The following is a 21,824-nucleotide window of genomic DNA, read 5'->3' on the forward strand; positions in this document are numbered from 1 at the left end:
CGGACCCCCATGCAGGCAGAACTGCCCTCGCCGAGGCGTGTCGCGGCCGGAATCGGGACTTCTGCGTGCGTGCAGATCCACTCTGGCAGACTCGCGGCGTGGAACAGGTGCTGACGCTCGTGGTGCGGGTGGAGAAGAAGGCGCGACCGTCTCAGACGGACGCGCTGGAGACGGCGGCGCGGGCGGTGCTCGCGATCCTGGCCGACGAGCGTTCGTACGGCGAGGGGGAGTGGGCGGAGGCGATGAGCGCCTGGCAGGACAACCGCATCCGCAAGATCACCAAACGCGCCCGCGGCATCGAGTGGCGCCGAGCCGAAGCCCTCCCCGGCATCACCATCACCGGAACCGGAGTAGGCGCCGGCGGAAACGAGAGAGCCGACGAGGCCCGGGGCGAGGGGATCGGCGAGGCCCGGGGCGAGGGAGCCGACGAGGCCCGGGGTGAGGGGGCTGGCGAAAGCCGGGGCGAGGGAGCCGGCGAGGCCCGGGGCGAGGGGGCTGGCGAAAGCCGGGGCGAGGGGGGTGTGCCGGCTGAGGTTCGGGTGTTTCCGCCGACGGGGGTGGACGACGTACCGCCGGAGCTCGTCAAGCTCCAGGTCAGCGGCACCGACTTCGAGGACACCGCGGACCTCCCGCCCCTGGAACCCGGCGTACCAGTCCTGTGGATCAACCCGGCCCTGGAGATGTCCAGCGGCAAGGCGATGGCGCAATGCGGTCACGCAGCCCAGCTCGCCTGGTGGTCCCTCCCCGACGCCGCCCGCAAGGACTGGCAGTCATCCAGCTTCCGGCTGTCCGTCCGAACCGCCACCCCCGCCCACTGGTCCGCCCTCCTGAAAACCACCCTCCCCGTAGTCCAGGACGCCGGCTTCACCGAAATAGCCCCCGGTTCGAAGACCGTGATCGCCGATCACCCTTTGCTGACGCGGTAGTGCAGATGTGTGACACGGTCACCTTCGACGACGCGCGGGTGGTCGAGGAGGACTCGGGGCCGACATACTCGCCGAAGAACCTGATGCCGGTGCCTAGGAGGGCGGGCATGAGGTTGTAGGCGACCTCGTCGACCAGTCCGGCGGCGATCGCCTGGCCGGTGATGTTGCCGCCCGTGATGCTGACGTCGGCGAACGCCTGGGCCTGCGCGACGGCTTCTTCGATGCCGTTGACGAAGGTGAAGGGAGCGTCCGGGAACGGCCAGTCGGTCGGCGGTTCGTGGGTGACGACGAAGACGCGTTCGCCGTTGGACGGTACGCGGTTCGAGCCGTTCCAGCCGTTCGTGAGGTCGAACAGCCGCCGTCCGATGATGCAGGTGCGCACCTTCGGCCACGTCGACCGGACGTACTACGCGCTCGCCGGACCGAGATGGAACGCCCGGCCCGGGTCTGTCCCGTACACCTCGACCGGCCCGTTGTTGTACCAGTCGAACAGCGGCCCGACCCGGTCCTCGGGGTCCGCGACGAACCCGTCCGGCGACACCGCCGCCGTCGCGATGACGTTGCCCATGGCTACTTCACGACCCGGTACGTCAGGTGCTGCGCCGCCGGGGTCGACACGGCCTCGACCAGCTCCAGCCCGAAGCCGGCGGACGCCTCCGCCGGGAACAGCCGCGTGCCGTCGCCCAGTACGATCGGCGCCACGTGCAGCCGCAGTACGTCGGCCAGCCCCTCGGCGAGCACCGCGTGGCAGATCTGGCCGCCGCCCATCACGTACACGTCCTTGCCGCCGGCAACTTCCTGCGCCTGGGCGACCGCCGCGGCCGGGCTGCCGACGAAGCGGAACCGGTCCCCGAGCCGGGTCTTCTCCGGCGGTGTGTGCGTGACGACGAAGATCGGCGGGTTGACCTCGCCGGTCGGCAAGGCGCCGTACCCCATCTCGTCGCTCCAGCCGCCCGGGCCGTCGATGACGTCGAAGAGGTTCCGGCCCTGGACGACCGCGCCGCTGGCGTTGAACGCGGCATCCAGGACGGCACGGTCCGCGTCGTTGCCGTTGAAGACCCAGTCGTGCACGGCCGTGCCGCCGTCACCGAGCCCGTTGCCGACGCCGGCGTTCGGCCCGGTGACGTAACCGTCCAGCGACACCGAGATGTCGACGACCACCTGGCTCATGATCAGCTCTCCTTCGCGAGCAGCTCGGCGAGCCGGTCCATCGAGTCGTTGATGCCGTACTCCATCCCGTGCTCGATCGACTGGTCACGGGCCTCGACCGACGGGAACACCGACTGCTGGTGCAGCCGGACACCCTTCTCGGTCGGCTCCAGGGTCAGCTTCTCCAGGCAGACCTCGCCCGGCGCGCCCTCCCACTCGAAGGTCTGGATGACCAGCTTGTCCTGCTCGACGGCGTGGAAGACGCCGCGGAACGCGTACTCACCCTTGTCGTCGCGGTGGATGTAGCGGTACTTGCCGCCGGGGCGTACGTCGTACTCCTCGACCGTCGCCTCGAGCTCGCGCGGGCCGAGCCACTGGGCGACCAGGTCGCGGTCGGTCATGATCCGGAACAGCCGCGCCGGGGTGGCGTCGAACTCCCGGATGACCTCCACGAACGGGGTGCCCGTGGGGGTGTTGATCGTGGTGCCGCTCATGATTGTTGCTCCCTCTCTCATTGCTCTTGCTCTTGCGCGCCGCGCAGCAGCTCGTCCATCCGGCGGAAGCGGCGTTCGGTTTCGAGCCGGTACTCGTCGATCCAGCTCGTCAGTGCCTCGAGGGCGGCCGGCACCAGGTGGCACGGGCGGCGCTGGCCGTCCCGGGTCCGGGTGATCAGCCCGGCGGCCTCGAGCACCTGGATGTGCCGCGACACCGCCTGCTTGGTGATCGGGAACGGTTCGGCCAGCTCGTTCACCGTGGCCGGGCCGCGGGACAGCCGCGCGATCATCGCCCGCCGGACCGGGTCGGCCAGCGCCGCGAACGACCGGTCGAGCTGACCGTCGTCAACCATCATCTTTATCAACCATTCCCTTGATCAACCGATGGGTTGACTATAGGAGCAGGCTGCCGCCGTCGTCAAGGAGGGACTCAGATCGTTTCGAAGCCCGCCATCATCGCCATGTCCTCGTGCTCGAGGTTGTGGCAGTGGATCAGGTACTTGCCCTTGTGCGCGCTGAACCGGACCAGTACCTCGACCACCTCGGCCGGCCGGATGTCCACGGTGTCCTTCCAGCCGTGGTCGTACTCCGAGAGTTTGCTCTTCCCGCCCCGGGTCAGTACCTGGAACGGCGCGAGATGGACGTGCACGGGATGGTGTACGTCGGTCACGAACGTCCAGATCTCGTACTGGTCGAGCTTCACCTGCGCCTGCATCACCTGCGGATCGAAGGCCTTCCCGTTGATCGTCCAGCCGCGGTGGTCGCCGGCGTTCCCGCGCCGGAACCGCCACTCCCGCCGGACGACGCCGCTCGGCCGGGGTGTCACGGCGTACGTCGAGAGCGTCGCCGGGATCCGGGTGTCGTCGGCGGCCTTGCGGGCGATCCTGAAGCGCATGACGTTCGCGTTGCCGTCGAGCTTGTTGACGACCGTGACCTCGTCACCCGGCCGGTACTGCGAGAAGTCCACGATCACGTCGAACCGCTCGGCGGGCGCGATCACCAGCGTGGTGTGCTCGATCGGGGTGTCGAGCAGGCCGCCGTCGCTGCCGATCTGCACGAACCTCGCGGGGCCCTTGTCGAAGGCGAGCTCGTACCGGCGGGCGTTCGCGGCGTTCAGGATGCGGAGGCGGTACCGGACCGCGTCGACCTCGTGCACCGGCCACGGCGCGCCGTTCACCAGCGTGACGTCCGCGACGACGCCTTCCATGTACGCCGGCTCGACGCCGGGGCCGTCCTTCGATGCGGGGTACAGGAACGAACCGTCAGCGTCGAAGGCGCGGTCCGCGATCACCAGCGGGATCTCCCGATCGTCCTTCGGCAGCGGGAGATTGTCCTCCTCGGCATCGCGGATGATGTGCAGGCCGAACAGTCCGTGATAGACGCGCGGAGCGGTGTAGTCCATCGTGTGGTCGTGGTACCAGAGGGTCGCGGCGCGCTGGGCGTTCGGGTACGTGTACGTGCGCTTGCCCATCGTCATGTCGCCGCCCATCATCTGGTGGCCGCCCGTCATGTCATGACCGCCGTTGGCCGGCATGATCAGGTCGACCGGCCAGCCGTCGCTCGGCGCGGGCGTGTGGCCGCCGTGCAGATGGACGACGGTGGACACGTCGAGCTGGTTGACCTGCTCGATCACGCTGGTGCGGCCGCTGCGTACGTCGAACGTCGGTCCGGGCAGCAGACCGTCGTACCCGATGATCTCGGTCTTCAGGCCGGGCAGGATCTCCAGGCTCGCGGCGCGCTGGACGACCTGGTAGTAGTCGGCCTTCGCGTCCGAGCGGAGCGGCTTCTTGACCGGCGGGATCGGGAGCGGGACCTGGAACGGCGCGGGGAGTTTCGCCTTGCTGCGCAGGAGTTCTCCGGCCTGCGCGGGGCTCGCCGCCTGGCCGCAACCTGTCAGCGTGAGCGCGGTACCGGTGCCTCCGGCAACGGCCAGGAACCCGCGGCGGGACATGGTCATTTCATCGCCTCCCGGCGGCCTCGTTGTACTGCCTCCCGGCGATTACCGCGTGCGGTCCGGCGGAACGACCAGACCGTCATCCACAGCACGGTGCCGACGATCGCCGTACCGAGCGGGATGTGGACGGCGAAGTTCTGCAGGTAGCCGAAGGTGAGCTGGACGAACTCGGCGACCACCAGGACCGGCGACAGGATCGCGGGCCAGATCCGGCCGTGGCCGGCGATCGTGTAGCAGGCGGCGACGACGGTCTGCAGGAGCGCGATCATCCAGACGGACCCGCCGATGATGGCGTGGAAGTTGGTCATCGCGTCGACGTTGCCGGACAGAAAGTAGCCCGCGGCGATCGGCTGCGCGACGATCAGGATCGCGTGCAGGACAAGGGCGCCGCGGAGCGCGTACAGGCTGACGCGCGGGCGCCGTACGTCGGCCCGGGGCTGTGGCTGTGGCTCGGGCTCGACCGTGATCATGCCGGCCTCCGGTTGATCCAGAAGGCGAACGCCACCGTGCTCGCGACCAGCGCGACGCCGAGCGGGATGTGGATCGCGAGCTGCCGGCGGTAACCCATCGTCACCTGCACGACCTCGCCGGCGGTGATCAGCAGGCTCGCCGCGGGTGCCGTCCAGCGGCCGCCGGTCCGCCACCAGAACGTTGCCGCGAGCAACTGCGCGATGCCGAGGAAGACCAGCGCCAGCCCGGTCGGCTCGTGCAGCCGCATGCCGGCCGGGGAGCCGTTCAGATAAACCCCGGCGAACACCGGCTGTAGGCAGATCGCCACCGCGTGTAACCCGGCCGCAGCCCGTAGTGCGTAGAGAACCTTCATGTAGACAGACAATAGTAGTCTGGCTACATGTAGATCAATCAGGTATCGCCCGGAGGGTCAGGTCAGGCCTCCCAGGGGTGAGACGGTGATGCCGGCGCGTTCGCAGACCCAGTACGGGTCGGGGCCGAGCTCCGGCTCGATCCGGAGCTCGTGGTCGTGGAGGTCGTCGCAGGCGGTGCAGCGCGGCCAGCGGCTGCCGGAGTCGACGAGGCGGTCCTGGACGTCCTGCGCGACCAGGCCGGCGATGTGCTCGGCGCCGTCCGGCCACTGATCCAGCCACCACTGCCGATCGGCGACGGCATCCTCCAGCAACGACACCATCACCGCATCGTCGAACCCGCGCGCGGCGAGGTCATGCAGCACCAGCGCCCGCGCGGTCAGTAACACCCCTGGCTCGTTCATCGCCCTTCAGAGTGCCAGACCCCACCGACAAAACCCACGCCCGCCGACCGGCGAGCACCTTGGGAAGCCACCAACCGGATTCCGGCGACCGAAACGGTTGGTGGCTGCCCAAAGTGAGGGGGTTGGATCAGCCGGGGGTGGGGGTGGGGTCGATGCGGTTGGCGAGGCGGACCTCGTGGTCGGCGGCGGCGCGGAGTACGGCGCCGATGCGCGAGCGGACGGACGTGCGCGGCACGTCGTACGGCTGCTGGGGAGCGTTCGGGAGTGCCGACTGGCTGAGGCTGCGGGCGTTCTCGACAGCGGTGGTGCCGGCGATGAAGTACGTCATGGTGCTGCTCCCTCCTGAGAGCGTGGTCGGTCGCCCCGGGAACCGAGCGGTTCCGGGGAAGGTTGTGTGGTTGTCAGGGCCGCGGAGCCGGTCCGCTGCTGGAGCGGACGATCAGCTGGGTCGGCATCAGTTGCTGCCGTTCGGTCGTCGCCGGGTCCAGCAGGATCCGTCCGACCGCGCGGCCTTTGTCCTTGATCGGCTGCCGGACCGTCGTCAGCCCGGCGGCCGCGGCGGCCGGGATGTCGTCGAACCCGGCCAGCGACAGATCGCGACCCGGGGTCAGCCCCCGGACCTTCATCGCCTCCAGCGCGCCGAGCGCCTGGACGTCGCTCAGCCCGACGATCGCGGTCGGCCGGTCCTGCGAGTCCAGGACGTACTCCGCTCCGCGCAGCCCGGAGGCGATCGCGTTGTGCCCGCCGGAGACGATCCGCAGCCGGGCGTCCGGCATCGCCTTCTGCAGGCCGCGGATCCGCAGCTCACAGTCGGTGTACCCGACCTCGTCGACGGTCAGCTCCATCGGCCGCCCGCCGGCCGCCTGCGCGTTGTCGACCAGTACGACGACGTCGCGGTGCCCGAGCCGGGCCAGGTGCTCGCCCAGTTGCGCGGCCGCCTCGACCTCGTCGATCGCGACCCAGGACAGGTCCGGGTGGTCGCCCCGATCGGTCGACACCGCGGGAATCCCGCGGTTCGCCAGGATCTCCAGCGCCGGGTGTCCGCCCGGTACGCAGAAGATCGCGGCCGCGTCGATCGCCGCCTGCTGCACGGCGTTGCTGCCGCCGGCGATGTCCTTGGAGCTCAGCGGCATCAGCAACAGGCTGGTCGAGAACTCCTCGGCGACCTCCGCGAGCCCGGCGAGGAAGCCGACCGCGTACGGATCCGAGAACGCGTAGGCCAGCTTGTCGGTGAACAGCACCCCGACCGCGCCCGCCTTCCCGCTCCGCAGCGCGCGGGCCGAGGCGTCCGGTCCGGAGTACCCGAGCTCGTGGGCGGTCGCCAGGATCCGCTCGCGCAGCGCGGTGGAGAGCTGGTCGGGTTTGTTGTAGGCGTTCGACACCGTCGACGGCGACACGCCCACGGCCTTCGCCACGGTCTTCAGCGTCACCCCGGCCATCTTGTACACCTCTTCTGTATCGTTCTTCTAAATCGTTCTAGAAAAACGATACAGAAGCTCGCTGGCGAGTGCAACCCGAATTCGCCGGGAGTGCGAGAGGATGTACGGCATGGGTTCGTTGCTGGAGATCATCGCGTTGCATCCGGCGGACGCGGAGGCGGCGCAGGAGGGTGGGGCGGACCGGCTGGAGCTGTGCGCCTCGATGGAGGCGGACGGGTTGTGCCCGTCGGTGTCGACCGTCAGCGCGATCCGGCGGGTCACCGACCTGCCGTTGCGGGTGATGCTGCGGCTGGAGAACTCGTTCACCACCAACGGCGCCGACCTGAACCGGCTGACCGCGATGGCGCAGTCGTTCCTGTCCGCGGGGGCGGACGGGTTCGTGCTCGGGTTCCTGACCCCGGACAACCAGGTGGACGGCGAGTCGGTCGGCCAACTGGTCAGCACGTTCGCCGGTACGCCGTGGACGTTCCACCGGGCCATCGACGCAGTGCTCGAGCAGCAGCCCGCCTGGCGCGCGCTGCGGACCCTGCCCGGGCTGGACTGCGTACTGACCGCGGGCTCGTCCATCGGCGTCGCCCACGGGCTGGACGATCTGTGCAGGCTCGCGAAGGAGGACCCGGCCGTGGCCGGCGTGATGATGGCGGGCGGCGGCCTGCAGCCGGAGCACGTCCCGTGGCTGTACCAGAGCGGCGTACGCCGTTTCCACGTCGGTACGTCGGTCCGCCAGGACGGGTCGTGGACCAAGGCGTACGTGAACTCCCGCTTCGTCCGCTCCTGGCGCAACCTGCTCGACGCCCAGGACGCCCGCGAATGATCCTGATCGACCCGCCCGCCTGGCCGGCCTGGAACCGGATCTGGTCGCACCTGGTCAGCGACGAGTCCTACGACGAACTGCACACGTTCGCGAAGTCCGCAGGGATCCCGGCCCGCGGCTTCGACCGCGACCACTACGACGTACCGAGCGACCGGTACGACGACCTGGTGGAAGCCGGCGCAGTACAGGTCTCCAGCCGAGAGCTGGTGGAGCGGCTGATCGCGTCAGGCCTGAGGCAAAGGAAAAGGCCCTCAACAGGTTGAGGGCCTTTTCGTTCTAGTCGAGCAGTTCGGTCACGGTGCCGGCGGCGACGGTGTGGCCGCCCTCGCGGACCGCGAAGCCGAGGCCGACGTCCATCGCGACCGCCTTCTCCAGCTCCACTCCGAGCTCGATCGTGTCGCCGGGCATCACCAGGGTGATCTCACCCAGGTCGATCCCGCCGGACACGTCCGTGGTCCGGAAGTAGAACTGCGGCCGGTAGTCCGCGGCGAACGGCGTGTGCCGGCCGCCCTCGGCCGTGGACAGCGCGTGCAGGTTCGCCCGGAACTTCCGGTGCGGCCGCACGCTGCCCGGCAGTGCCACCACCTGGCCGCGACGGACCTCGTCGCGCTTCACGCCACGCAGCAGCACCGCCGCGTTGTCGCCGGCGTCCGCGGACGCCAGCGACTTGCCGAACGTCTCCAGACCGATCGCCGTACTGACCACCGTCGGGCCGAGGCCGACGACCTCGACCTGGTCGCCGAGCTTCAGCGAACCGCGCTCGACAGCACCCGTGACCACCGTGCCGCGGCCGCTGATCGTGAGCACGTTCTCGATCGGCATCAGGAACGGCTCGCCGAGCTCACGGTCCGGCACCGGCACGTAGTCGTCGATCGCGTCCAGCAGCTCGCCGACCGCGGCCGTCCACCGCGGGTCGCCCTCGAGCGCCTTCAGCCCGGACACCCGAACCACGGGTACGTCGTCACCCGGGAAGCCGTACTCCGAGAGAAGCTCGCGGACCTCCAGCTCGACCAGGTCGAGCAGCTCCGGGTCGTCGACGGTGTCGGCCTTGTTCAGCGCGACCACCAGGTACGGCACGCCCACCCGGTGCGCGAGCAGGACATGCTCACGCGTCTGCGGCATGGCGCCGTCCTGCGCGGAGACGACCAGGATCGCGGCGTCCACCTGAGCGGCGCCGGTGATCATGTTCTTCACGTAGTCGGCGTGCCCGGGCATGTCGACGTGCGCGTAGTGCCGGGTCGCGGTCTCGTACTCGACGTGCGAGATGTTGATCGTGATCCCGCGCTGCAGCTCCTCCGGCGCACGGTCGATGCCGTCGAAGGCGACGAAGCGGTTCACGTCCGGGTCGCGCTCGGCGAGCACCTTGGTGATGGCGGCGGTCAGGGTGGTCTTGCCGTGGTCGACGTGCCCCATCGTGCCGATGTTGAGGTGCGGCTTGGTCCGCACGAACTGGCTCTTGGCCATGAGTTTTCCTTTGCTGTTCAGAAGATTCGACAGAGCCAGGACCCTCCGGCAAGCCCGCACGACGCTGTCACCGCGTGAGGGGGCCGGTAGCCAGCCACCCTCCTCCGCGGGTCCTGCTCAGCAGGAGGAGGGTCAGCTTCGAGTGGCCGAATCGACTGATGCAGCCCACGTGGGAGCGCCCGTCAGGCACTGGCCTGACAGGTCGAACTCGAAAACCACGCGGAACATGGGGATCACGGTAGGTATGAACGGAGTCCGGGGCAACAGAATTCCCCGGGGGTCAGTTGAGCGCGAAGAGCCGGGTTCCGTCGGAGAAGATCGGGCGGGCGGCGGCCACCGTGACAGCTGGCTCGTCGCAGGTGACGGTTTCGGACTTGGCCACCGTCTGGGTGTTGGAGCCGGCCAGGATCGGCCGGGCCTGGATGCCGTTGGAGCCGATCAGCACCGGCGAGCAGCTGCCGTTGGCCTGCGGCATCAGCGTGACGACCCGTCCGTCCGGCAGCAGCCCGAACCCGTCGCGCGGGTACTCCGGGTGCTGCAGCTTGGGCGGTACCTGCAGCAGGTGGTGCCACTGCGGCGTACCGTCGGCGGGGCTCGACGCGGACACGTCGTACGTCTGCGGCTGGCCTGAGTCGTTGCCGGTTCGGCAGGTGATCAGTACGAGGGACGCGTGCGTGGCGGCGAGCTGTGCGTCGCAGGACGAGGAGCCGAGCCGTGGGCGTGGAGTGCCTGGCACTGGTGACGTCCAGAGGAGGTTGCCCGTGCTGGTGTCCACGGACCACTGGTAGAGCGTGCCGCCGGCAGCGCCGGTCCAGATCAGCCCGGAGATCTCACGGGTGTCGGGGACGGAGACCAGCTGGCCGACCCAGGTCGACGGGTCCAACTCGGCGCTCAGGTCGATCCGGGCGCCCAGGTTGACCTCCCACTTCTGGGCACCGGTCTGGAGGTCCAGTCCGCGTACGACTGCACCGTTGCCGGCACAGGCGTCGACGACGACCGCCTGGTCGCCGACCAGCGCGCCTTGCGTCACATTGCAGCGCACCTGCGCCCGCCAGTGCGTCGGGTTGCTCACGCCGTGGGAGACGACGTAGTTGCCCTCTGCCACCAGCAACTGGTCCGAGTCGACAGCCAGCGCCGTACCGTCGGAGTCGACCTCGGTCAGCACCTTCCCGCTCACCGCGTCGAGTACGGCGTACGTCGGCAGCTTGATGCCCGTGGGTTCGCCGTACTGGGCCCGGGGGAGGTGCGCAGCGAGGACCTGGCCGTCATCTGACACCACCAGACCCCGTGAGCCGCTGGACGCCGCGTCTTGTACGTCGGCCCGCGAGTAGCGCCACCGGATCTGACCCGTGGCCGCGTCGGACATCACCACACCGTCCGAGCGCAGCTCCGCGACACCACCCGCCGTACCGGTGATGGCACCCGTTGCCGGGACCTCACGGCTCCACGCCAGCGTCCCGTCGAGCTGCACCGGCTGCTGGGTCGGCTGGATCGTCGTGGTCGTGCTGACCGTGTTAGCGGTCTCCAGCCGAGCCTGTACGAAAGGCTCACCAGCAGAGACCACGACCCACGCCAGCAGCGCTCCACAGACAGCCGTGGCGCCAACGCCCATCCAGCGCGGAGGAGCCTGCGCGTACGCCGGTGCGAGCCGCAGCCGGAGCGCCAACGCCAGCAGCGCCCCTGCGAGTACCAGTGCCGCGGACGCGATCAGCAGGTACGGCCAGCGCTCCGACATGGCCGCGCCGGGCTGAGCGGCCGGCCAGCGCCACCAGCACACGCCAACCGCGATCAGCCCGACGGCAGCGAAGACGATCGCCGGGACGGTCACGAGACGCCGCTGCGTCCTGCGGAACCACGCACAGGTCAGGGCGGCCGCTACCGCCGTACCGGCGATTGGTGCCCAGACCGGGAAACCGCTGACGTCGGACGGCTCGGCCGGCCACTTGGCCGCCGCGCCGAGACCACGGCCGAGCAGGACCGAGGACGCGACCACCGCACCGAGTGCGGCGCCGAAGTAGATGACCGGGATCAGCCCGCCGATCGGTCGGGCTGCCCTAGGGCCCAGGGCTTCGACCTCCCGTGTGAGGTTCTCCCTGGCCGGCCTCTCCCACTCCTCGTGACCCCTGGGGGTCACATAGAGCCGGGTCTCGCTCAGCGCCTGCAGGAACGACATCCGCCCGCGGGCGAAGTCCCGGTCGGCGACGTGCTGGTACTCCTGCCGGATCCCGGCCGCGTACTCGTCGTACCGCGACTTCGGCAGGCTCAGGATCCGCAGGTCGGCGTCGCACAGCACGGCGCCGTTGCGGTCGTCCGCGGCGCAGTCGTGCTTGGCGGTCAGCCGGACCAGCCGCCCGATCTCGGCGACCCGGTCGGCGGCCACGCCGTACGCGGCCAGCTCGAGCTCGGCCAGCTGGGCCGAGACCTCCTCGTTCTCACCGGGGTCGGCCTGTGGGTCGTAGATCGCGTCGTGGAACCAGGCCGCCAGCCGGACGGTGTCCGCGTCGTCGGCGTACTCGGCCAGTTCGTCGACCGTGGCCAGTACCTCGGTCAGGTGCTGCCGGTCGTGATAATGCCGATGTTGCTCTGCGTAACGAGCCAGCAGATCGTCGCCCAACGGCTGCGCGTGCGGCAGCAGGCGATTCCACTGGTCGCGCAGGTCCATGGATATGGAGTCTGGCACCCGTTGGGAGTCCGGACGGACGGATCCGGGATTCCCGAATCGGTCCGTGGCCAAAGGGTTATCGGCTCGTCACCTGACCCCCAGGAAGTGCGGTACAGGTCACACTCCGCCGTCAACGAGAGGGGGGTTGACACCCATCGACTACCGGGAGTCACTAACGCAGGGCGATCACGGTGTTCGGGCCGGAGGTGAGTACGAGATTGCCGACCGCCCGCGGGTCCCGGGCGCAGACGATGCCGCTGGGCAGCCGGACCTGGCGGAGGCCGGCCCGGTTGATCACGTTCGCGACGCAGCCGGTGCCCGAACGGCTCAGCGAGACCACCCGGCCGTCCGCGGTCACCGTGACCTTCGCCCGCGGGCTGACCGGTGCCACCGTCTGCCAGGCGGTCAGCCCGGTGTTCGCGTCGATGGCGGTGACCACGGTCCGGCGGCTCTCCACAGTGCTCGGCCCCGGGCAGTCGACGACGATCAGGTACTTCCCTGCGGCGTTCAGGAGCGTGCGGCAGGCCCAGCTCTTCGGCACGTCCCAGCGCCACCGGATGTCGCCCGTACTCGGCTCGATCGCGGTCAGCGCAACCGGTACGTCGGTGTCGCCGCCGGGTTCGGCCACCACGACCAGACCGGCCACGACGACCGGCCGCCGGTAGCTGTCCGGTGAGGTCTTGGTCCACAGCTTCTTGCCGGTCTGGACATCCAGCGCGGTCATCTGGTCCGGCTGATCGTCGCAGGTGTGGCTGACGAAGGCGAGCACCGTCTCGGCCGTGGCGATCGCGCCGAGGTCTGTGCAGTTGCCGGACTCGTACGTCCAGCGCTCATGCCCGCTCGGGTCGACGCCGTGCAGCTTGCCGCTGCGTTCGCCCGTCAGGAGCGGTTGGGACTGCTGGATGAACCTGTCCCGCGTCCGGCCGGGCCACGCGGCCTCACGGCGGCCTGTGTCCGCGTTGAGCAGCAGGTACCCGACGCCGGCGAACAGGGCGAGCACGTACTCGCCGTTGCCGGTGGTTGTGATGACCGGCTTCTCGTCGGAGTCCGAGCGGCTGTAGCGCCAGCGCAGTGCCCCGGTGGCCGCGTCGAGCATCTCCACCACGCCGTCCGGGCGGGGGATCGCTACGCCGAAGCGTGTGCCGATCGCTTCCTCCGCGCCGGTACCGGCGACCGACTCGCTGACCCAGGCGACGCTTCCGTTGAGAACGGACGGGGTGGCCACACCGGCCTGCTGTGGGGAGCCTTCGAGGCGTTCGTTGGACGAGAGCACGTAGTTGCGTGACAACGGCTGGACGATCAGCAGGAGCACGAGGGCAACAGCAACCGGTACGACGAGCCAGGCGAGTTGCTGGCCCAAGTTGCGCGCCGGGAGATAACGGGCGGTCCGGGTGCGAAGCAGGGACGCCACCAGCCCGGCTCCGCTTGCTACGAGCAGCAGGATCAACGCTGAGATCAGGAGCGGCACACGGAGGCCTACGCCGGTGGCGGGGTTGGTTCTTGGTGTCTGGGCCCAGGCGATGAGCAGGCCGGTCACTGCAATCGCCAGTACTGTGCCCGCGATCAGGCGTGCGCGCTGGCTGGCACTGCGGGCGCAGCGGAACAGCATTGGGGCGCTGAAGAACGAGAGAACGGCCAGCGCGACCGTAGGCCACCCGACTTCGTCGTCGGCGGTTGGGATCTGCCAGGACGCGCCAGAGGCGGCAATCGCGACCACGGCGGCCGCGACTGCGCCGAACGTGGCCGTAGCCGTCAGCCCGGCCTGCTGCCAGCCACGCCAGGGTGCCGGCAGCTCAGTGTCCAGTCCGGCGAGCTCTGACTCCAGGTTCAGGCGTGCGACCTGGCCGAGCCGTTGACGCGCCAGTTGCGTGCGGTACAGGTGCCCGTCGAGCAGGTCGCGTACGTCGTCGTACCGGTGCTCGAGGGCGGCTTTCCGCTCGCCCGCGTCACGGCGTACCTCGGCCGTGTGCACGGCGTACCGGGTGGGATCGGAGGCGAGGATGGCGTTCACGGCGTCGAGCAGTACGTCGCCGTTCGCGTCGCGGCGAGGCGGTGCGTAGGAGTCCGGCGGCGGCGCGGCGAGGTCCCCGGTCAGACGGATCAGCCGCGCGACCTCGGCGATCCGGATGGACGGTACGCCGTACTGCGGGAGCCGCTGCTCGGCCAGCCGGGCCGACGCCTCGGCGTCCTCGGGCGGGGTGCCGCCGGGCTCGTGGACCGCCCGGTGGAACCAGGCCGCGAGCCGGACGCTGGTCGGATCGGTGGAGAGCTGGATCAGCGAATCCAGCGCGGTCAGCACGATGTTCAGGTACTGGTCGCGGTACGCGCGGCGGGTGCGGTCGACGTACCGCGCGACCAGGTCGTCCGCCAGCGAGGCAGACCCGGGCAGCAGGTCATCCCAGCGCGCCCGAAGTTCCACCACCGCTTCAGTCTGCCAGCAGCACTACTGCAACCAGCCCACGATCACCCCACCGCCACCTTGCGGTTAGGTCCTGGTTACTGCTGGGCCGACAGAACCCCGGTGAGCAGGCCCGGGTACAGGCCCTCGAGGTCGTCGCGGCGCAGCAGGCTGATTCGCCGGGTGCCGTCGGTGTGGGTGGAGATCACGCCGGCCTCGCGGAGGATCTTCAGGTGGTGGGCGCGTGTGGACGCCGTCACCGGGAGCTCGATCTCGCCGCAGCAGATGCCGGCCGGGTGGTCGGCGAGCGCCCGGACGATGGTCAGCCGGACCGGCTCGCCCAACGCCTGCAGAACCGCCTCGACGCGGATCTCACCCCGCTCCGGCTGCGGGAGGACTTTGGTGGCCATGGGTCCATAGTACGACGCCTGTCGAAGTTCGATGATCTTCGTAGTACGATAACCGTCGAACTACTATCCGATGTCTCCGGAAGGTCGTCATGTCCGCACGGATCTACCTGCTCGGCGCCGGCGCGTTCGCGGTCGGCACCAGCGCGTACGTCGTGTCCGGGGTGCTGCCCGACGTCAGCTCCGAGCTGCACGTCTCGCTGACCGCCGCGGGCCAGCTGGCCACCGCGTTCTCGCTGTCGTACGCGATCGGTGCGCCGATCCTGTCCACGCTGACCGGCCGGTGGGAGCGACGTACCCTCCTGATCGCCGCACTGGTCCTGGCCGCGCTCGGCAACCTGATCGCCGCAGTGGCCGGCAACTACCCGCTGCTGATCGTCGGCCGCATCGTGGCCGCGTTCGGCGCCGCCGCGTACACCCCGGCCGCCACACTCTTCGCCACCAGCTTGCTGCCGCCCGAGGAACGCGGCAGGGCAGTGGCCATCGTGTTCGGCGGCCTCTCGTTCGCGCTGGTTCTCGGCGTTCCAGCAGGAACGTTGCTGGGTCCGACACTCGGCTACAAGGGCGTCTTCGCGCTCATCACCGCAGTCACCGTGCTGGTCGCCGTTGTCGAGCGTGCCGCGCTCACAAAGGTCGACGCGCCACCCGCGGTCAGCCTGCGGGAACGATTCGCCGGAGTCACCGACCGGCGCGTGCAGATCGTCCTGGCGATGACTGTGGTCGCCGTGCTCGCCGCGTTCAGCGTGTACATCTACATCGTCCCGCTGCTCAAGCACACCGCCGGTCTGAGCGGCAATGCAACCAGCCTGCTGCTCGTGCTGTACGGCGTTGGCGCGGTGATCGGCAACTTCCTCGGCGGCCGGATCACTGACCGGTTCGGCAGTCTGCGCGCGCTGGTCGTCCTGATGCTCGGCATTACCGCTGTTCTCGCCACACTCGACCTGACACTGACCACAGAGTTGGGTGCCGGACTCGCTCTGGTCGTGTGGGGCATGTTGACCTGGGCCTTCAACCCGCCGATCCAGAACCTCCTGCTGGAGCTGGGCGGGGGTCTGCTGATCTCTCTCAACGCCTCCGCGATCTACCTGGGCGCCGGTCTGTCCGCTGTGGTCGGCGGACTGGTGATCCAGACGCTCGGCGTCGGGTACCTGCCCGTACTGGCGGCTGCACTGTCCCTGGTGGTGCTGGGCTTGCTCTACCTGCTGTGGCGCGACCCGTCCCTGCGACAGGTGGAACAGCTCGAGCGTGACGAGGACGTCTACGTGACAGCAGCCGCTGACTGAGGAGGGTCAGGCGGTTTCTAGTACCTCTGGGAGGTCCTCACTGTGCAAAACGACCAGTGAGGTGACGGCACGAGTCAGACAGACGTACAGGCGGCGGAGGCCGGTCCGCTCGTCGGCCTCGCCCGCCACGATGCCGGCCGGCTCCACCAGTACTACGTGGTCGAACTCGAGGCCCTTGGCGAGTGAGGCCGGTACGACGTCCAGGTGGGCGTCGACGTCGTCCTCGTCGCCCAGCACCGAGAAAGCCATGCCCTGCAAGGCTTTCCGGGTCGCCGGGACCAGAGCGTCCGGAACGATCAGCCCGATCGACCCGAGCCGCTCGGACGCCTCCTGTACGGCGGTGACCGCAGCGGCGAGGCTGTCCGGTACGCGGGTGATCGTCAGCTCACCACGGGCCCGCCGTACGGCTGTCGGCGGTTTGAGGTGCGGGGCGATCGTTGGGAGCAGACGGGCGGCGTACTCGATCACCTGACCGGGGACGCGGAAGCCGGCGGTCAGCTCCTCGGTGTGAGCGCCGATCTTGCCCAGATGCATCAGGGCCTCGTCCCAGGACGGTGTGGCCCACGGTGTGGTGCCTTGTGCGATGTCCCCGAGCACAGTCATCGACCCGGTGGAGCAGCGGCGGCCGACAGCGCGCAGCTGCATCGCCGAGAGGTCCTGGGCCTCGTCGAGCACCACGTGGCCGAGGGACGGCGTACGGTCGACCAGGTCCGCGATCTCGTCGATCAGCGTGGCATCGGCAACGGACCACTTGGCCGCGCCGGGGGAGCGCGGCACCTTGTCCCAGATCAGCAGCGCCTGCTCCTCGGCGGTGAGGATGCCGTCCGCGTGCTCGGCCAGCAGGTCCGGCTCGGTGAACAGGCGGAACAGCAGCTTCGCAGGGTCGACAGCCGGCCACAGGGCCTCGGCGTACTGCTTGACCGGACGGCTCCTGGCGACAGAATCCTGCACGCGGTCGTCCGGCGAGTCCCCGGCCGCCTCCATCCGCAGCAGCACCGCATGGGCCAGCCGCTGCGGCAGCATCGCCCTGCCGGCGCCGTACCGGATGCCGCGCGTCCGGAGCTCGTCGACCAGTTCCTCGGCCTGGTACGTCGCCACCCGCCAGCGGTGCGCCCCCCGCGGTACGACGAGGGCCTCCTCGGGCTGCTTCACGTGCGCCCACACCGCGCGGTGCAGGAGCTCGGCCATCCGGGCGTCGCCCTTGAGGACGTCGACCGGCGCCGGACCCGGCCCGGCGATCTTGACCCGGGCAACCATCTCCTCGACCGTCGTCTGCTTCGCCTCGATCTCACCGAGAGCCGGCAGGACGTCCCCGATGTAGCGCAGGAAGCTGGCGTTCGGGCCGACCACGAGCACACCGGCGCGGCTGAGCTGGTCCCGGTACGCGTACAGCAGGTACGCCGCCCGGTGCAGCCCGACGGCGGTCTTCCCGGTCCCGGGCGCGCCCTGGACGCAGATGGTCTCGCCGACGCCGGCCCGGACGATCACGTCCTGCTCCGGCTGGATGGTGGCGACGATGTCGCGCATCGGGCCGGAGCGCGGGCGCTCGATTTCCGCATCGAGGATGTCGCTGTGTTGCTCGGCCGCACCGCTCGCGGTCAGGTCCTCGTCCTCGAACGCGGTCATCTCGCCATGCGTGAAGCCGAACCGCCGCCGGACGCCGACGCCCATCGGCTCGGTCTTGCTGGCCCTGTAGAACGGCACCGAGATGTCGGCCCGCCAGTCCACCACGAGCGGCTCGCCGAGCTCGTCGTTGACGTGCCGGCGGCCGATGTGAAACGTCTCGTCGGTCGGCTCGAGGTAGTCCAGCCGGCCGAAGAACAACGGCACGTCCGGGTCGTCCTCCAGCTCCTTCATCCGCCGGAAGATCGCGGCCTGCAGGAACTCCTGGTTGACCCGGTCCGCGCTGTGGATCTCCAGCGAGCCGGTCTTCTCCCGCATCAGCGCCAGCGCGGCCCGGGAGCTCTTCAGGTAGTCCTGCTCCGCCTGAAGGGTGTCGGACGTGTCTGCGGGCATGCTGGAACCTCCGGCGAGTGTGGGGAGCCCAGCCACGTTACTTGACCACCATGCGTCACGGAACCGAATTAAGAGGGCGTCCGAGCGCCCTGCGCCTGGACGCCCTCTCACCCCTTCACCGCGCCGGTCAGGACTCCCTTCGCGAAGTGCCGCTGCAGGAACGGGTAGATGATCAGGATCGGCACGATCGACACCACCAGGATCGCCATCTGGATCGATGCCTGCGGCGGCAGCAGTTCGGTGCCGAGTTCGGCGCTGCCGAGCTGCGTGTCGTTGATGACGTACGTCCGCAGTACCAGCTGCAACGGCCACAGTTTGGAGTCGTTCAGGTACAGCAGCGCGGAGAAGAACGCGTTCCAGTACGCGACCGCGTAGAACAGGCCGATCACCGACAGCACCGCCCTGGACAGCGGCAGCACGATGTACGAGAACGTCATCAGCTCACCCGCGCCGTCGATCCGGGCGCTCTCGGTGATCTCGCTCGGCAGGTTCATGAAGAACGCCCGCAGTACGACGACGTTGAACGCGCTGATCATCGTCGGCACGATCAGCGCCCAGAGGCTGTCCAGCAGCCCGACGCCCTTGACCGTCAGGTACAGCGGGATGATCCCGGGGGAGAACAGCATGCTGAACAGCACGATCATCAGGATCGGCCGGCCCGCCGAGAACCCGGGCCGGGACAGCGCGTAGGCGAGCAGACACGACACGGTCAGGCTGAGCAGCGTGCCGACGATCGTCACGAAGATGCTGACGAACAGCGCCCGGGTCACCACGCCGCCGGCGAACAGCGACTCGTACGCCCGGAGGTTGATCGACTTCGGCAGGAGGACGAGGCCGCCGGACTCGTTGATCTGCTTGTTCGGCGCGACGCTGGTCGAGATCACCCCGACGAACGGGAGGATCACGACCGCGCAGAAGACCAGCAGGACCAGGCCCTTGAAGGCCCGCATCGGCCAGCCGGGCATCGGTACACCCTGAACGATCTTGCGGCTCATCGTTGGTACACCCCCTGCTCACCGAAGATGTGGGCGACCTTGTTCGCGGTCAGCACGAGGATCACGCCGACAACGCCCTTCACCAGGCCGACCGCCGCCGCGACACCCCAAGCCCCGCCGAGTACGCCGTTGTTGTAGACATACGTGTCCAGTACCTCGCTGACGTCCCGCCCGACCGCCTGCTGCTGCAGGACGATCTGCTCGAACCCGACCGTGAGCGAGTCACCGAGTCGCAGGATGAACAGCAGGATGATGATTCCGCGCAGCCCGGGCAGCGTGACGTGCCAGAGCTGCCGCATCCGGGTCGCGCCGTCCACACTCGCCGCCTCGTACAGCTGCGAGTCGATCTGGGACAGCGCGGCCAGGAACAGGATCGTGGCCCACCCGGTGTCCTTCCAGATGATCTGCGACGTCAGCAGCACGTGGAACAGTTCGGAGTTCCCGATGATGTTGATCGTCGACAGGTCGTGCGAGCGCAGGTAGTTGTTCAGCAGGCCGCTGCCGCCGAGCATCTGCTGGAACAGCGCGACCACGATCACCCAGGACATGAAGTGCGGCAGGTACAGGATGCTCTGCGCGATCCGCTTGATCCGCTCGGAGAACAGTGAGTTCAGCAACAACGCCAGCAGGATCGGCGCCGGGAACACGAACACCGACTGCAGGCTGGTCAGGATCAGCGTGTTCTTCAACGCCCGCAGGAACGCCGGGTCGCCGTTGAAGATCACGCTGAAGTTCTCCCAGCCCGACCAGTCGCTGCCACCGATCCCGAGGAACGGCTGGTAGTCCTTGAACGCGATGATGTTGCCCAGCAACGGCACGTAGTGGAACGCGATGATCAGCGCGACCCCGGGCAACGCGAACAGCAGCAGCACCCGGTCCCGCACCAGCCGCCGCCCGAGACTCAGCCGTTCCCGCGACCGCTTCGAAGTCCTTTGCAGCATTACTTCCCTGCCGTGTCGGAGAGCGCCTGCTCGAGCTCGGCGCGCATCTTGTCGCCGCCGGACGACTTCCAGGTCTGCACCGCCGCGGCCCAGTCGGACACCGGCTTCTTGCCCTGCACGATCTGGTTCTCCAGGTCGTCCATGGTCTTCTTGAGCTGGGTCTGCTTCTTCGACACCGTGTCGGAGTACAGGCCGTACGACGCGTCGTACGCGAGGCGTTTCGCGACCTTCTCCTGGATCGCGTGCTGCTTCTGCGGCACGTCAGGCTTGCCGGCCCAGTACAGCGCCAGCGCGGAGTCGCTGATGTACTGCAGACCGATGCCCGTTTCCACCGTGCCGGTCTTCGTCGGGACCGGGTCCGTGCCCTGCAGGGTGTAGTGCCGGCCGGCGACGCCGTACTTGCGGAACAGGTACTCCTCGGTGCCGAACGGCGCGGCCATCCAGTTCGCGATCTTCAGCAACGTCTCGGCCGAGTGCTTGCTGTTCTTGCTGAACGACGTGAGGTTGTTCAGAGCCGAACCCATCCACGGCGCACCTTCACCACCGTCGAAGCCCGGTACGTCGAGCATGTTCACCGCGAACGCGGGGCCGGCGGTGTTGTCGGAGTAGTACTGGTTCCAGGCCACGAAGCTGTCGTAGTCGAACGCCGCGATACCACCGTTGAACCACTGCTTGCGGGCGCTGGCCTTGTCGTTGAAGGCATCCGGGTTCACCACGCCGGCGGCGACCATCTTGCGGCCGGCTTCGAGCGCCTGCTCCTGCGCCTCGTGCTCGTACATCGAGGTGAACTTGCCGCCGTCTTCCTTCCACACGTTCGGGATCGACAGCATCATCCGGATCGTCGACATCGGCACCCGAGTCCAGGCCCACTTGTTCTGCTTGGCCGCGGTCATCTCCTTCGCCAGGTCGAAGAACTCCTGGAAGTTCTTCGGCGCCGGGTCCTTGATGCCCTTCGCCGCGAGCAGGTCCTCACGGTAGAGCGCGAGCGACGTCCGGGACATACCGCGCGGTACTGGGACGCCGTAGATCGCGCCGTTGAAGACGCAGCCCTTCCAGTACTCGGTCGGCAGGTTCGCCAGGAACGGGTACTTGTTCACGGCGTCGCCGGACAGGTGCTCGGTCAGGTCCATGCACTTGGACTTCACCAGGCCCGGGATCTGTGGCGTGTCGGGCGGGATGTTCAGGATGTCGGGCAGATCGCCACCCGCGATCCGCGTCGCGAACTTGTCCTTGTACTCGTCGTTCGACGCCATGCTGATCTGCAGCTCGGAGCCGAGGCGTTTGTCGAGTTCCTGCCAGAACTGGTTCTGGTCGGCGGCCGGCGGGATCGCGCCGGGGATGTTCGTCATGAACGTGATCGGCTTGCCGTCGCCGGGGGCGTCGGCGATCGCCTTCACCGGGTTCGCCGGGTACTTGAGGAAGCCGTCCAGCACCACGTCGGTGCCGGGCAGGTCCGGCTTGATCTCGCCGTACTTGGTGTACGTCGGCAGCTTCACGGCCGCGTTCGCCGCGGCGCTGTTCTTCTTGCCGGACGCGCACCCCGCCAGCAGCGGCGTACCCGTGACCGCGACAGCGGCGGCGGCCAGGCCGCCGCCGAGGAAACTTCTTCTGCTGACCGGCATGAGGCCTCACTTCCATCGGAGGGCCACACCATGAC

The 21,824-nt window shown here is 68.9% G+C and carries 23 protein-coding genes; 4 read left to right on the top strand and 19 right to left on the bottom strand.

Going from position 1 to position 21,824, the window contains the following annotated elements; all coding sequences use genetic code 11:
* Nucleotides 1–98: 98 nt before the first annotated feature.
* A complete protein-coding gene (locus JOF29_RS04575) occupies nt 99–926 on the top strand; it encodes a peptidyl-tRNA hydrolase (protein WP_307863144.1) in 828 nt (275 codons plus the stop codon).
* Here JOF29_RS04575 and JOF29_RS04580 read toward each other — a convergent pair.
* The 11 genes from JOF29_RS04580 to JOF29_RS04630 form a co-directional block, all read right to left on the bottom strand.
* The gene (locus tag JOF29_RS04580; protein ID WP_209692986.1) at nt 865–1,308 is read right to left on the bottom strand and encodes a dihydrofolate reductase family protein; all 444 of its coding nucleotides are present in this window, start codon (nt 1,306–1,308) and stop codon (nt 865–867) included. The two genes, JOF29_RS04575 and JOF29_RS04580, sit on opposite strands and share 62 nt — an antisense overlap.
* A 24-nt stretch (nt 1,309–1,332) precedes the next feature.
* Nucleotides 1,333–1,494: a hypothetical protein gene (locus JOF29_RS04585; protein ID WP_209692987.1), complete on the bottom strand. Its 162-nt coding sequence runs from the start codon at nt 1,492–1,494 to the stop codon at nt 1,333–1,335.
* A gap of 2 nt (nt 1,495–1,496) precedes the next feature.
* Nucleotides 1,497–2,096 carry a dihydrofolate reductase family protein gene (locus tag JOF29_RS04590; RefSeq protein ID WP_209692988.1) on the bottom strand — a complete coding sequence of 200 codons (600 nt, stop codon included), beginning with the start codon at nt 2,094–2,096 and terminating at the stop codon, nt 1,497–1,499.
* Nucleotides 2,097–2,098: 2 nt separating this feature from the next.
* Nucleotides 2,099–2,569 carry an SRPBCC domain-containing protein gene (locus JOF29_RS04595; protein ID WP_209692989.1) on the bottom strand — a complete coding sequence of 157 codons (471 nt, stop codon included), beginning with the start codon at nt 2,567–2,569 and terminating at the stop codon, nt 2,099–2,101.
* 17 nt (nt 2,570–2,586) lie between these two features.
* Nucleotides 2,587–2,925 (bottom strand): ArsR/SmtB family transcription factor, encoded by a 339-nt coding sequence (locus JOF29_RS04600; protein ID WP_209692990.1) that lies wholly within the window; start codon nt 2,923–2,925, stop codon nt 2,587–2,589.
* A 74-nt stretch (nt 2,926–2,999) separates the two neighbouring features.
* A complete protein-coding gene (locus JOF29_RS04605) occupies nt 3,000–4,526 on the bottom strand; it encodes a multicopper oxidase family protein (RefSeq protein WP_209692991.1) in 1,527 nt (508 codons plus the stop codon).
* Nucleotides 4,523–4,993: a hypothetical protein gene (locus tag JOF29_RS04610; protein WP_209692992.1), complete on the bottom strand. Its 471-nt coding sequence runs from the start codon at nt 4,991–4,993 to the stop codon at nt 4,523–4,525. Before JOF29_RS04610 ends, JOF29_RS04605 begins: the two co-directional genes overlap by 4 nt.
* Complete coding sequence (locus JOF29_RS04615; RefSeq protein WP_209692993.1) at nt 4,990–5,346, bottom strand: hypothetical protein; 357 nt, start codon at nt 5,344–5,346, stop codon at nt 4,990–4,992. Before JOF29_RS04615 ends, JOF29_RS04610 begins: the two co-directional genes overlap by 4 nt.
* A 57-nt stretch (nt 5,347–5,403) precedes the next feature.
* Nucleotides 5,404–5,748, bottom strand: coding sequence for a DUF8819 family protein (locus JOF29_RS04620; RefSeq protein ID WP_209692994.1), 345 nt, complete (start codon nt 5,746–5,748; stop codon nt 5,404–5,406).
* A 127-nt stretch (nt 5,749–5,875) separates the two neighbouring features.
* On the bottom strand, nt 5,876–6,076 hold the full coding sequence (locus JOF29_RS04625; RefSeq protein ID WP_209692995.1) for a hypothetical protein: 201 nt from the start codon (nt 6,074–6,076) through the stop codon (nt 5,876–5,878).
* A 73-nt stretch (nt 6,077–6,149) separates the two neighbouring features.
* On the bottom strand, nt 6,150–7,187 hold the full coding sequence (locus tag JOF29_RS04630; RefSeq protein WP_209692996.1) for a LacI family DNA-binding transcriptional regulator: 1,038 nt from the start codon (nt 7,185–7,187) through the stop codon (nt 6,150–6,152).
* A gap of 109 nt (nt 7,188–7,296) precedes the next feature.
* Between JOF29_RS04630 and JOF29_RS04635 the strand changes: the two genes are divergently transcribed.
* Together JOF29_RS04635 and JOF29_RS04640 are read left to right on the top strand one after the other, a co-directional pair.
* Nucleotides 7,297–8,001: a copper homeostasis protein CutC gene (locus JOF29_RS04635; RefSeq protein ID WP_209692997.1), complete on the top strand. Its 705-nt coding sequence runs from the start codon at nt 7,297–7,299 to the stop codon at nt 7,999–8,001.
* Nucleotides 7,998–8,264, top strand: coding sequence for a DUF4031 domain-containing protein (locus JOF29_RS04640; protein ID WP_209692998.1), 267 nt, complete (start codon nt 7,998–8,000; stop codon nt 8,262–8,264). Before JOF29_RS04635 ends, JOF29_RS04640 begins: the two co-directional genes overlap by 4 nt.
* A 13-nt stretch (nt 8,265–8,277) precedes the next feature.
* On the opposite strand, the gene tuf is transcribed toward JOF29_RS04640, so the two are convergent.
* The 4 genes from tuf to JOF29_RS04660 form a co-directional block, all read right to left on the bottom strand.
* A complete protein-coding gene (gene tuf / locus JOF29_RS04645; RefSeq protein WP_209692999.1) occupies nt 8,278–9,465 on the bottom strand; it encodes an elongation factor Tu in 1,188 nt (395 codons plus the stop codon).
* 280 nt (nt 9,466–9,745) lie between these two features.
* A complete protein-coding gene (locus tag JOF29_RS04650) occupies nt 9,746–12,127 on the bottom strand; it encodes a PQQ-binding-like beta-propeller repeat protein (RefSeq protein ID WP_209693000.1) in 2,382 nt (793 codons plus the stop codon).
* 172 nt (nt 12,128–12,299) lie between these two features.
* Nucleotides 12,300–14,549, bottom strand: a complete 2,250-nt coding sequence (locus tag JOF29_RS04655; RefSeq protein ID WP_209693001.1) for an outer membrane protein assembly factor BamB family protein — start codon at nt 14,547–14,549, stop codon at nt 12,300–12,302.
* 74 nt (nt 14,550–14,623) lie between these two features.
* On the bottom strand, nt 14,624–14,935 hold the full coding sequence (locus JOF29_RS04660; protein WP_209693002.1) for an ArsR/SmtB family transcription factor: 312 nt from the start codon (nt 14,933–14,935) through the stop codon (nt 14,624–14,626).
* A gap of 89 nt (nt 14,936–15,024) precedes the next feature.
* Here JOF29_RS04660 and JOF29_RS04665 point away from each other — a divergent pair, with 89 nt between their 5' ends.
* Nucleotides 15,025–16,215, top strand: coding sequence for an MFS transporter (locus JOF29_RS04665; protein ID WP_209693003.1), 1,191 nt, complete (start codon nt 15,025–15,027; stop codon nt 16,213–16,215).
* Nucleotides 16,216–16,221: 6 nt separating this feature from the next.
* Here the strand turns inward: JOF29_RS04665 and JOF29_RS04670 are convergent, their stop codons facing one another.
* The 4 genes from JOF29_RS04670 to JOF29_RS04685 form a co-directional block, all read right to left on the bottom strand.
* A complete protein-coding gene (locus JOF29_RS04670) occupies nt 16,222–18,231 on the bottom strand; it encodes a HelD family protein (RefSeq protein WP_209693004.1) in 2,010 nt (669 codons plus the stop codon).
* Between the two features lie 107 nt (nt 18,232–18,338).
* Nucleotides 18,339–19,226, bottom strand: a complete 888-nt coding sequence (locus JOF29_RS04675) for a carbohydrate ABC transporter permease (RefSeq protein WP_209693005.1) — start codon at nt 19,224–19,226, stop codon at nt 18,339–18,341.
* Nucleotides 19,223–20,167: an ABC transporter permease gene (locus tag JOF29_RS04680; RefSeq protein WP_209693006.1), complete on the bottom strand. Its 945-nt coding sequence runs from the start codon at nt 20,165–20,167 to the stop codon at nt 19,223–19,225. Before JOF29_RS04680 ends, JOF29_RS04675 begins: the two co-directional genes overlap by 4 nt.
* A complete protein-coding gene (locus JOF29_RS04685) occupies nt 20,167–21,789 on the bottom strand; it encodes a type 2 periplasmic-binding domain-containing protein (protein WP_209693007.1) in 1,623 nt (540 codons plus the stop codon). Before JOF29_RS04685 ends, JOF29_RS04680 begins: the two co-directional genes overlap by 1 nt.
* Nucleotides 21,790–21,824 lie beyond the last annotated feature (35 nt).

The organism is Kribbella aluminosa (assembly GCF_017876295.1).
GTDB lineage: Bacteria > Actinomycetota > Actinomycetes > Propionibacteriales > Kribbellaceae > Kribbella > Kribbella aluminosa.

Excerpts from the sequence above, each read along its gene's own strand:
- JOF29_RS04595 (WP_209692989.1), bottom strand. The coding sequence starts at position 2,569 with ATGAGCGGCACCACGATCAACACCCCCACGGGCACCCCGTTCGTGGAG.
- JOF29_RS04605 (WP_209692991.1), bottom strand. The coding sequence starts at position 4,526 with ATGACCATGTCCCGCCGCGGGTTCCTGGCCGTTGCCGGAGGCACCGGT.
- JOF29_RS04640 (WP_209692998.1), top strand. The coding sequence starts at position 7,998 with ATGATCCTGATCGACCCGCCCGCCTGGCCGGCCTGGAACCGGATCTGG.
- JOF29_RS04685 (WP_209693007.1), bottom strand. The coding sequence starts at position 21,789 with ATGCCGGTCAGCAGAAGAAGTTTCCTCGGCGGCGGCCTGGCCGCCGCC.
- JOF29_RS04585 (WP_209692987.1), bottom strand. The coding sequence starts at position 1,494 with ATGGGCAACGTCATCGCGACGGCGGCGGTGTCGCCGGACGGGTTCGTC.
- JOF29_RS04650 (WP_209693000.1), bottom strand. The coding sequence starts at position 12,127 with ATGGACCTGCGCGACCAGTGGAATCGCCTGCTGCCGCACGCGCAGCCG.
- JOF29_RS04665 (WP_209693003.1), top strand. The coding sequence starts at position 15,025 with ATGTCCGCACGGATCTACCTGCTCGGCGCCGGCGCGTTCGCGGTCGGC.
- JOF29_RS04615 (WP_209692993.1), bottom strand. The coding sequence starts at position 5,346 with ATGAAGGTTCTCTACGCACTACGGGCTGCGGCCGGGTTACACGCGGTG.
- JOF29_RS04590 (WP_209692988.1), bottom strand. The coding sequence starts at position 2,096 with ATGAGCCAGGTGGTCGTCGACATCTCGGTGTCGCTGGACGGTTACGTC.
- JOF29_RS04630 (WP_209692996.1), bottom strand. The coding sequence starts at position 7,187 with ATGGCCGGGGTGACGCTGAAGACCGTGGCGAAGGCCGTGGGCGTGTCG.
- JOF29_RS04670 (WP_209693004.1), bottom strand. The coding sequence starts at position 18,231 with ATGCCCGCAGACACGTCCGACACCCTTCAGGCGGAGCAGGACTACCTG.
- JOF29_RS04680 (WP_209693006.1), bottom strand. The coding sequence starts at position 20,167 with ATGCTGCAAAGGACTTCGAAGCGGTCGCGGGAACGGCTGAGTCTCGGG.
- JOF29_RS04600 (WP_209692990.1), bottom strand. The coding sequence starts at position 2,925 with ATGATGGTTGACGACGGTCAGCTCGACCGGTCGTTCGCGGCGCTGGCC.
- JOF29_RS04610 (WP_209692992.1), bottom strand. The coding sequence starts at position 4,993 with ATGATCACGGTCGAGCCCGAGCCACAGCCACAGCCCCGGGCCGACGTA.
- JOF29_RS04675 (WP_209693005.1), bottom strand. The coding sequence starts at position 19,226 with ATGAGCCGCAAGATCGTTCAGGGTGTACCGATGCCCGGCTGGCCGATG.
- tuf (WP_209692999.1), bottom strand. The coding sequence starts at position 9,465 with ATGGCCAAGAGCCAGTTCGTGCGGACCAAGCCGCACCTCAACATCGGC.
- JOF29_RS04635 (WP_209692997.1), top strand. The coding sequence starts at position 7,297 with ATGGGTTCGTTGCTGGAGATCATCGCGTTGCATCCGGCGGACGCGGAG.
- JOF29_RS04660 (WP_209693002.1), bottom strand. The coding sequence starts at position 14,935 with ATGGCCACCAAAGTCCTCCCGCAGCCGGAGCGGGGTGAGATCCGCGTC.
- JOF29_RS04620 (WP_209692994.1), bottom strand. The coding sequence starts at position 5,748 with ATGAACGAGCCAGGGGTGTTACTGACCGCGCGGGCGCTGGTGCTGCAT.
- JOF29_RS04625 (WP_209692995.1), bottom strand. The coding sequence starts at position 6,076 with ATGACGTACTTCATCGCCGGCACCACCGCTGTCGAGAACGCCCGCAGC.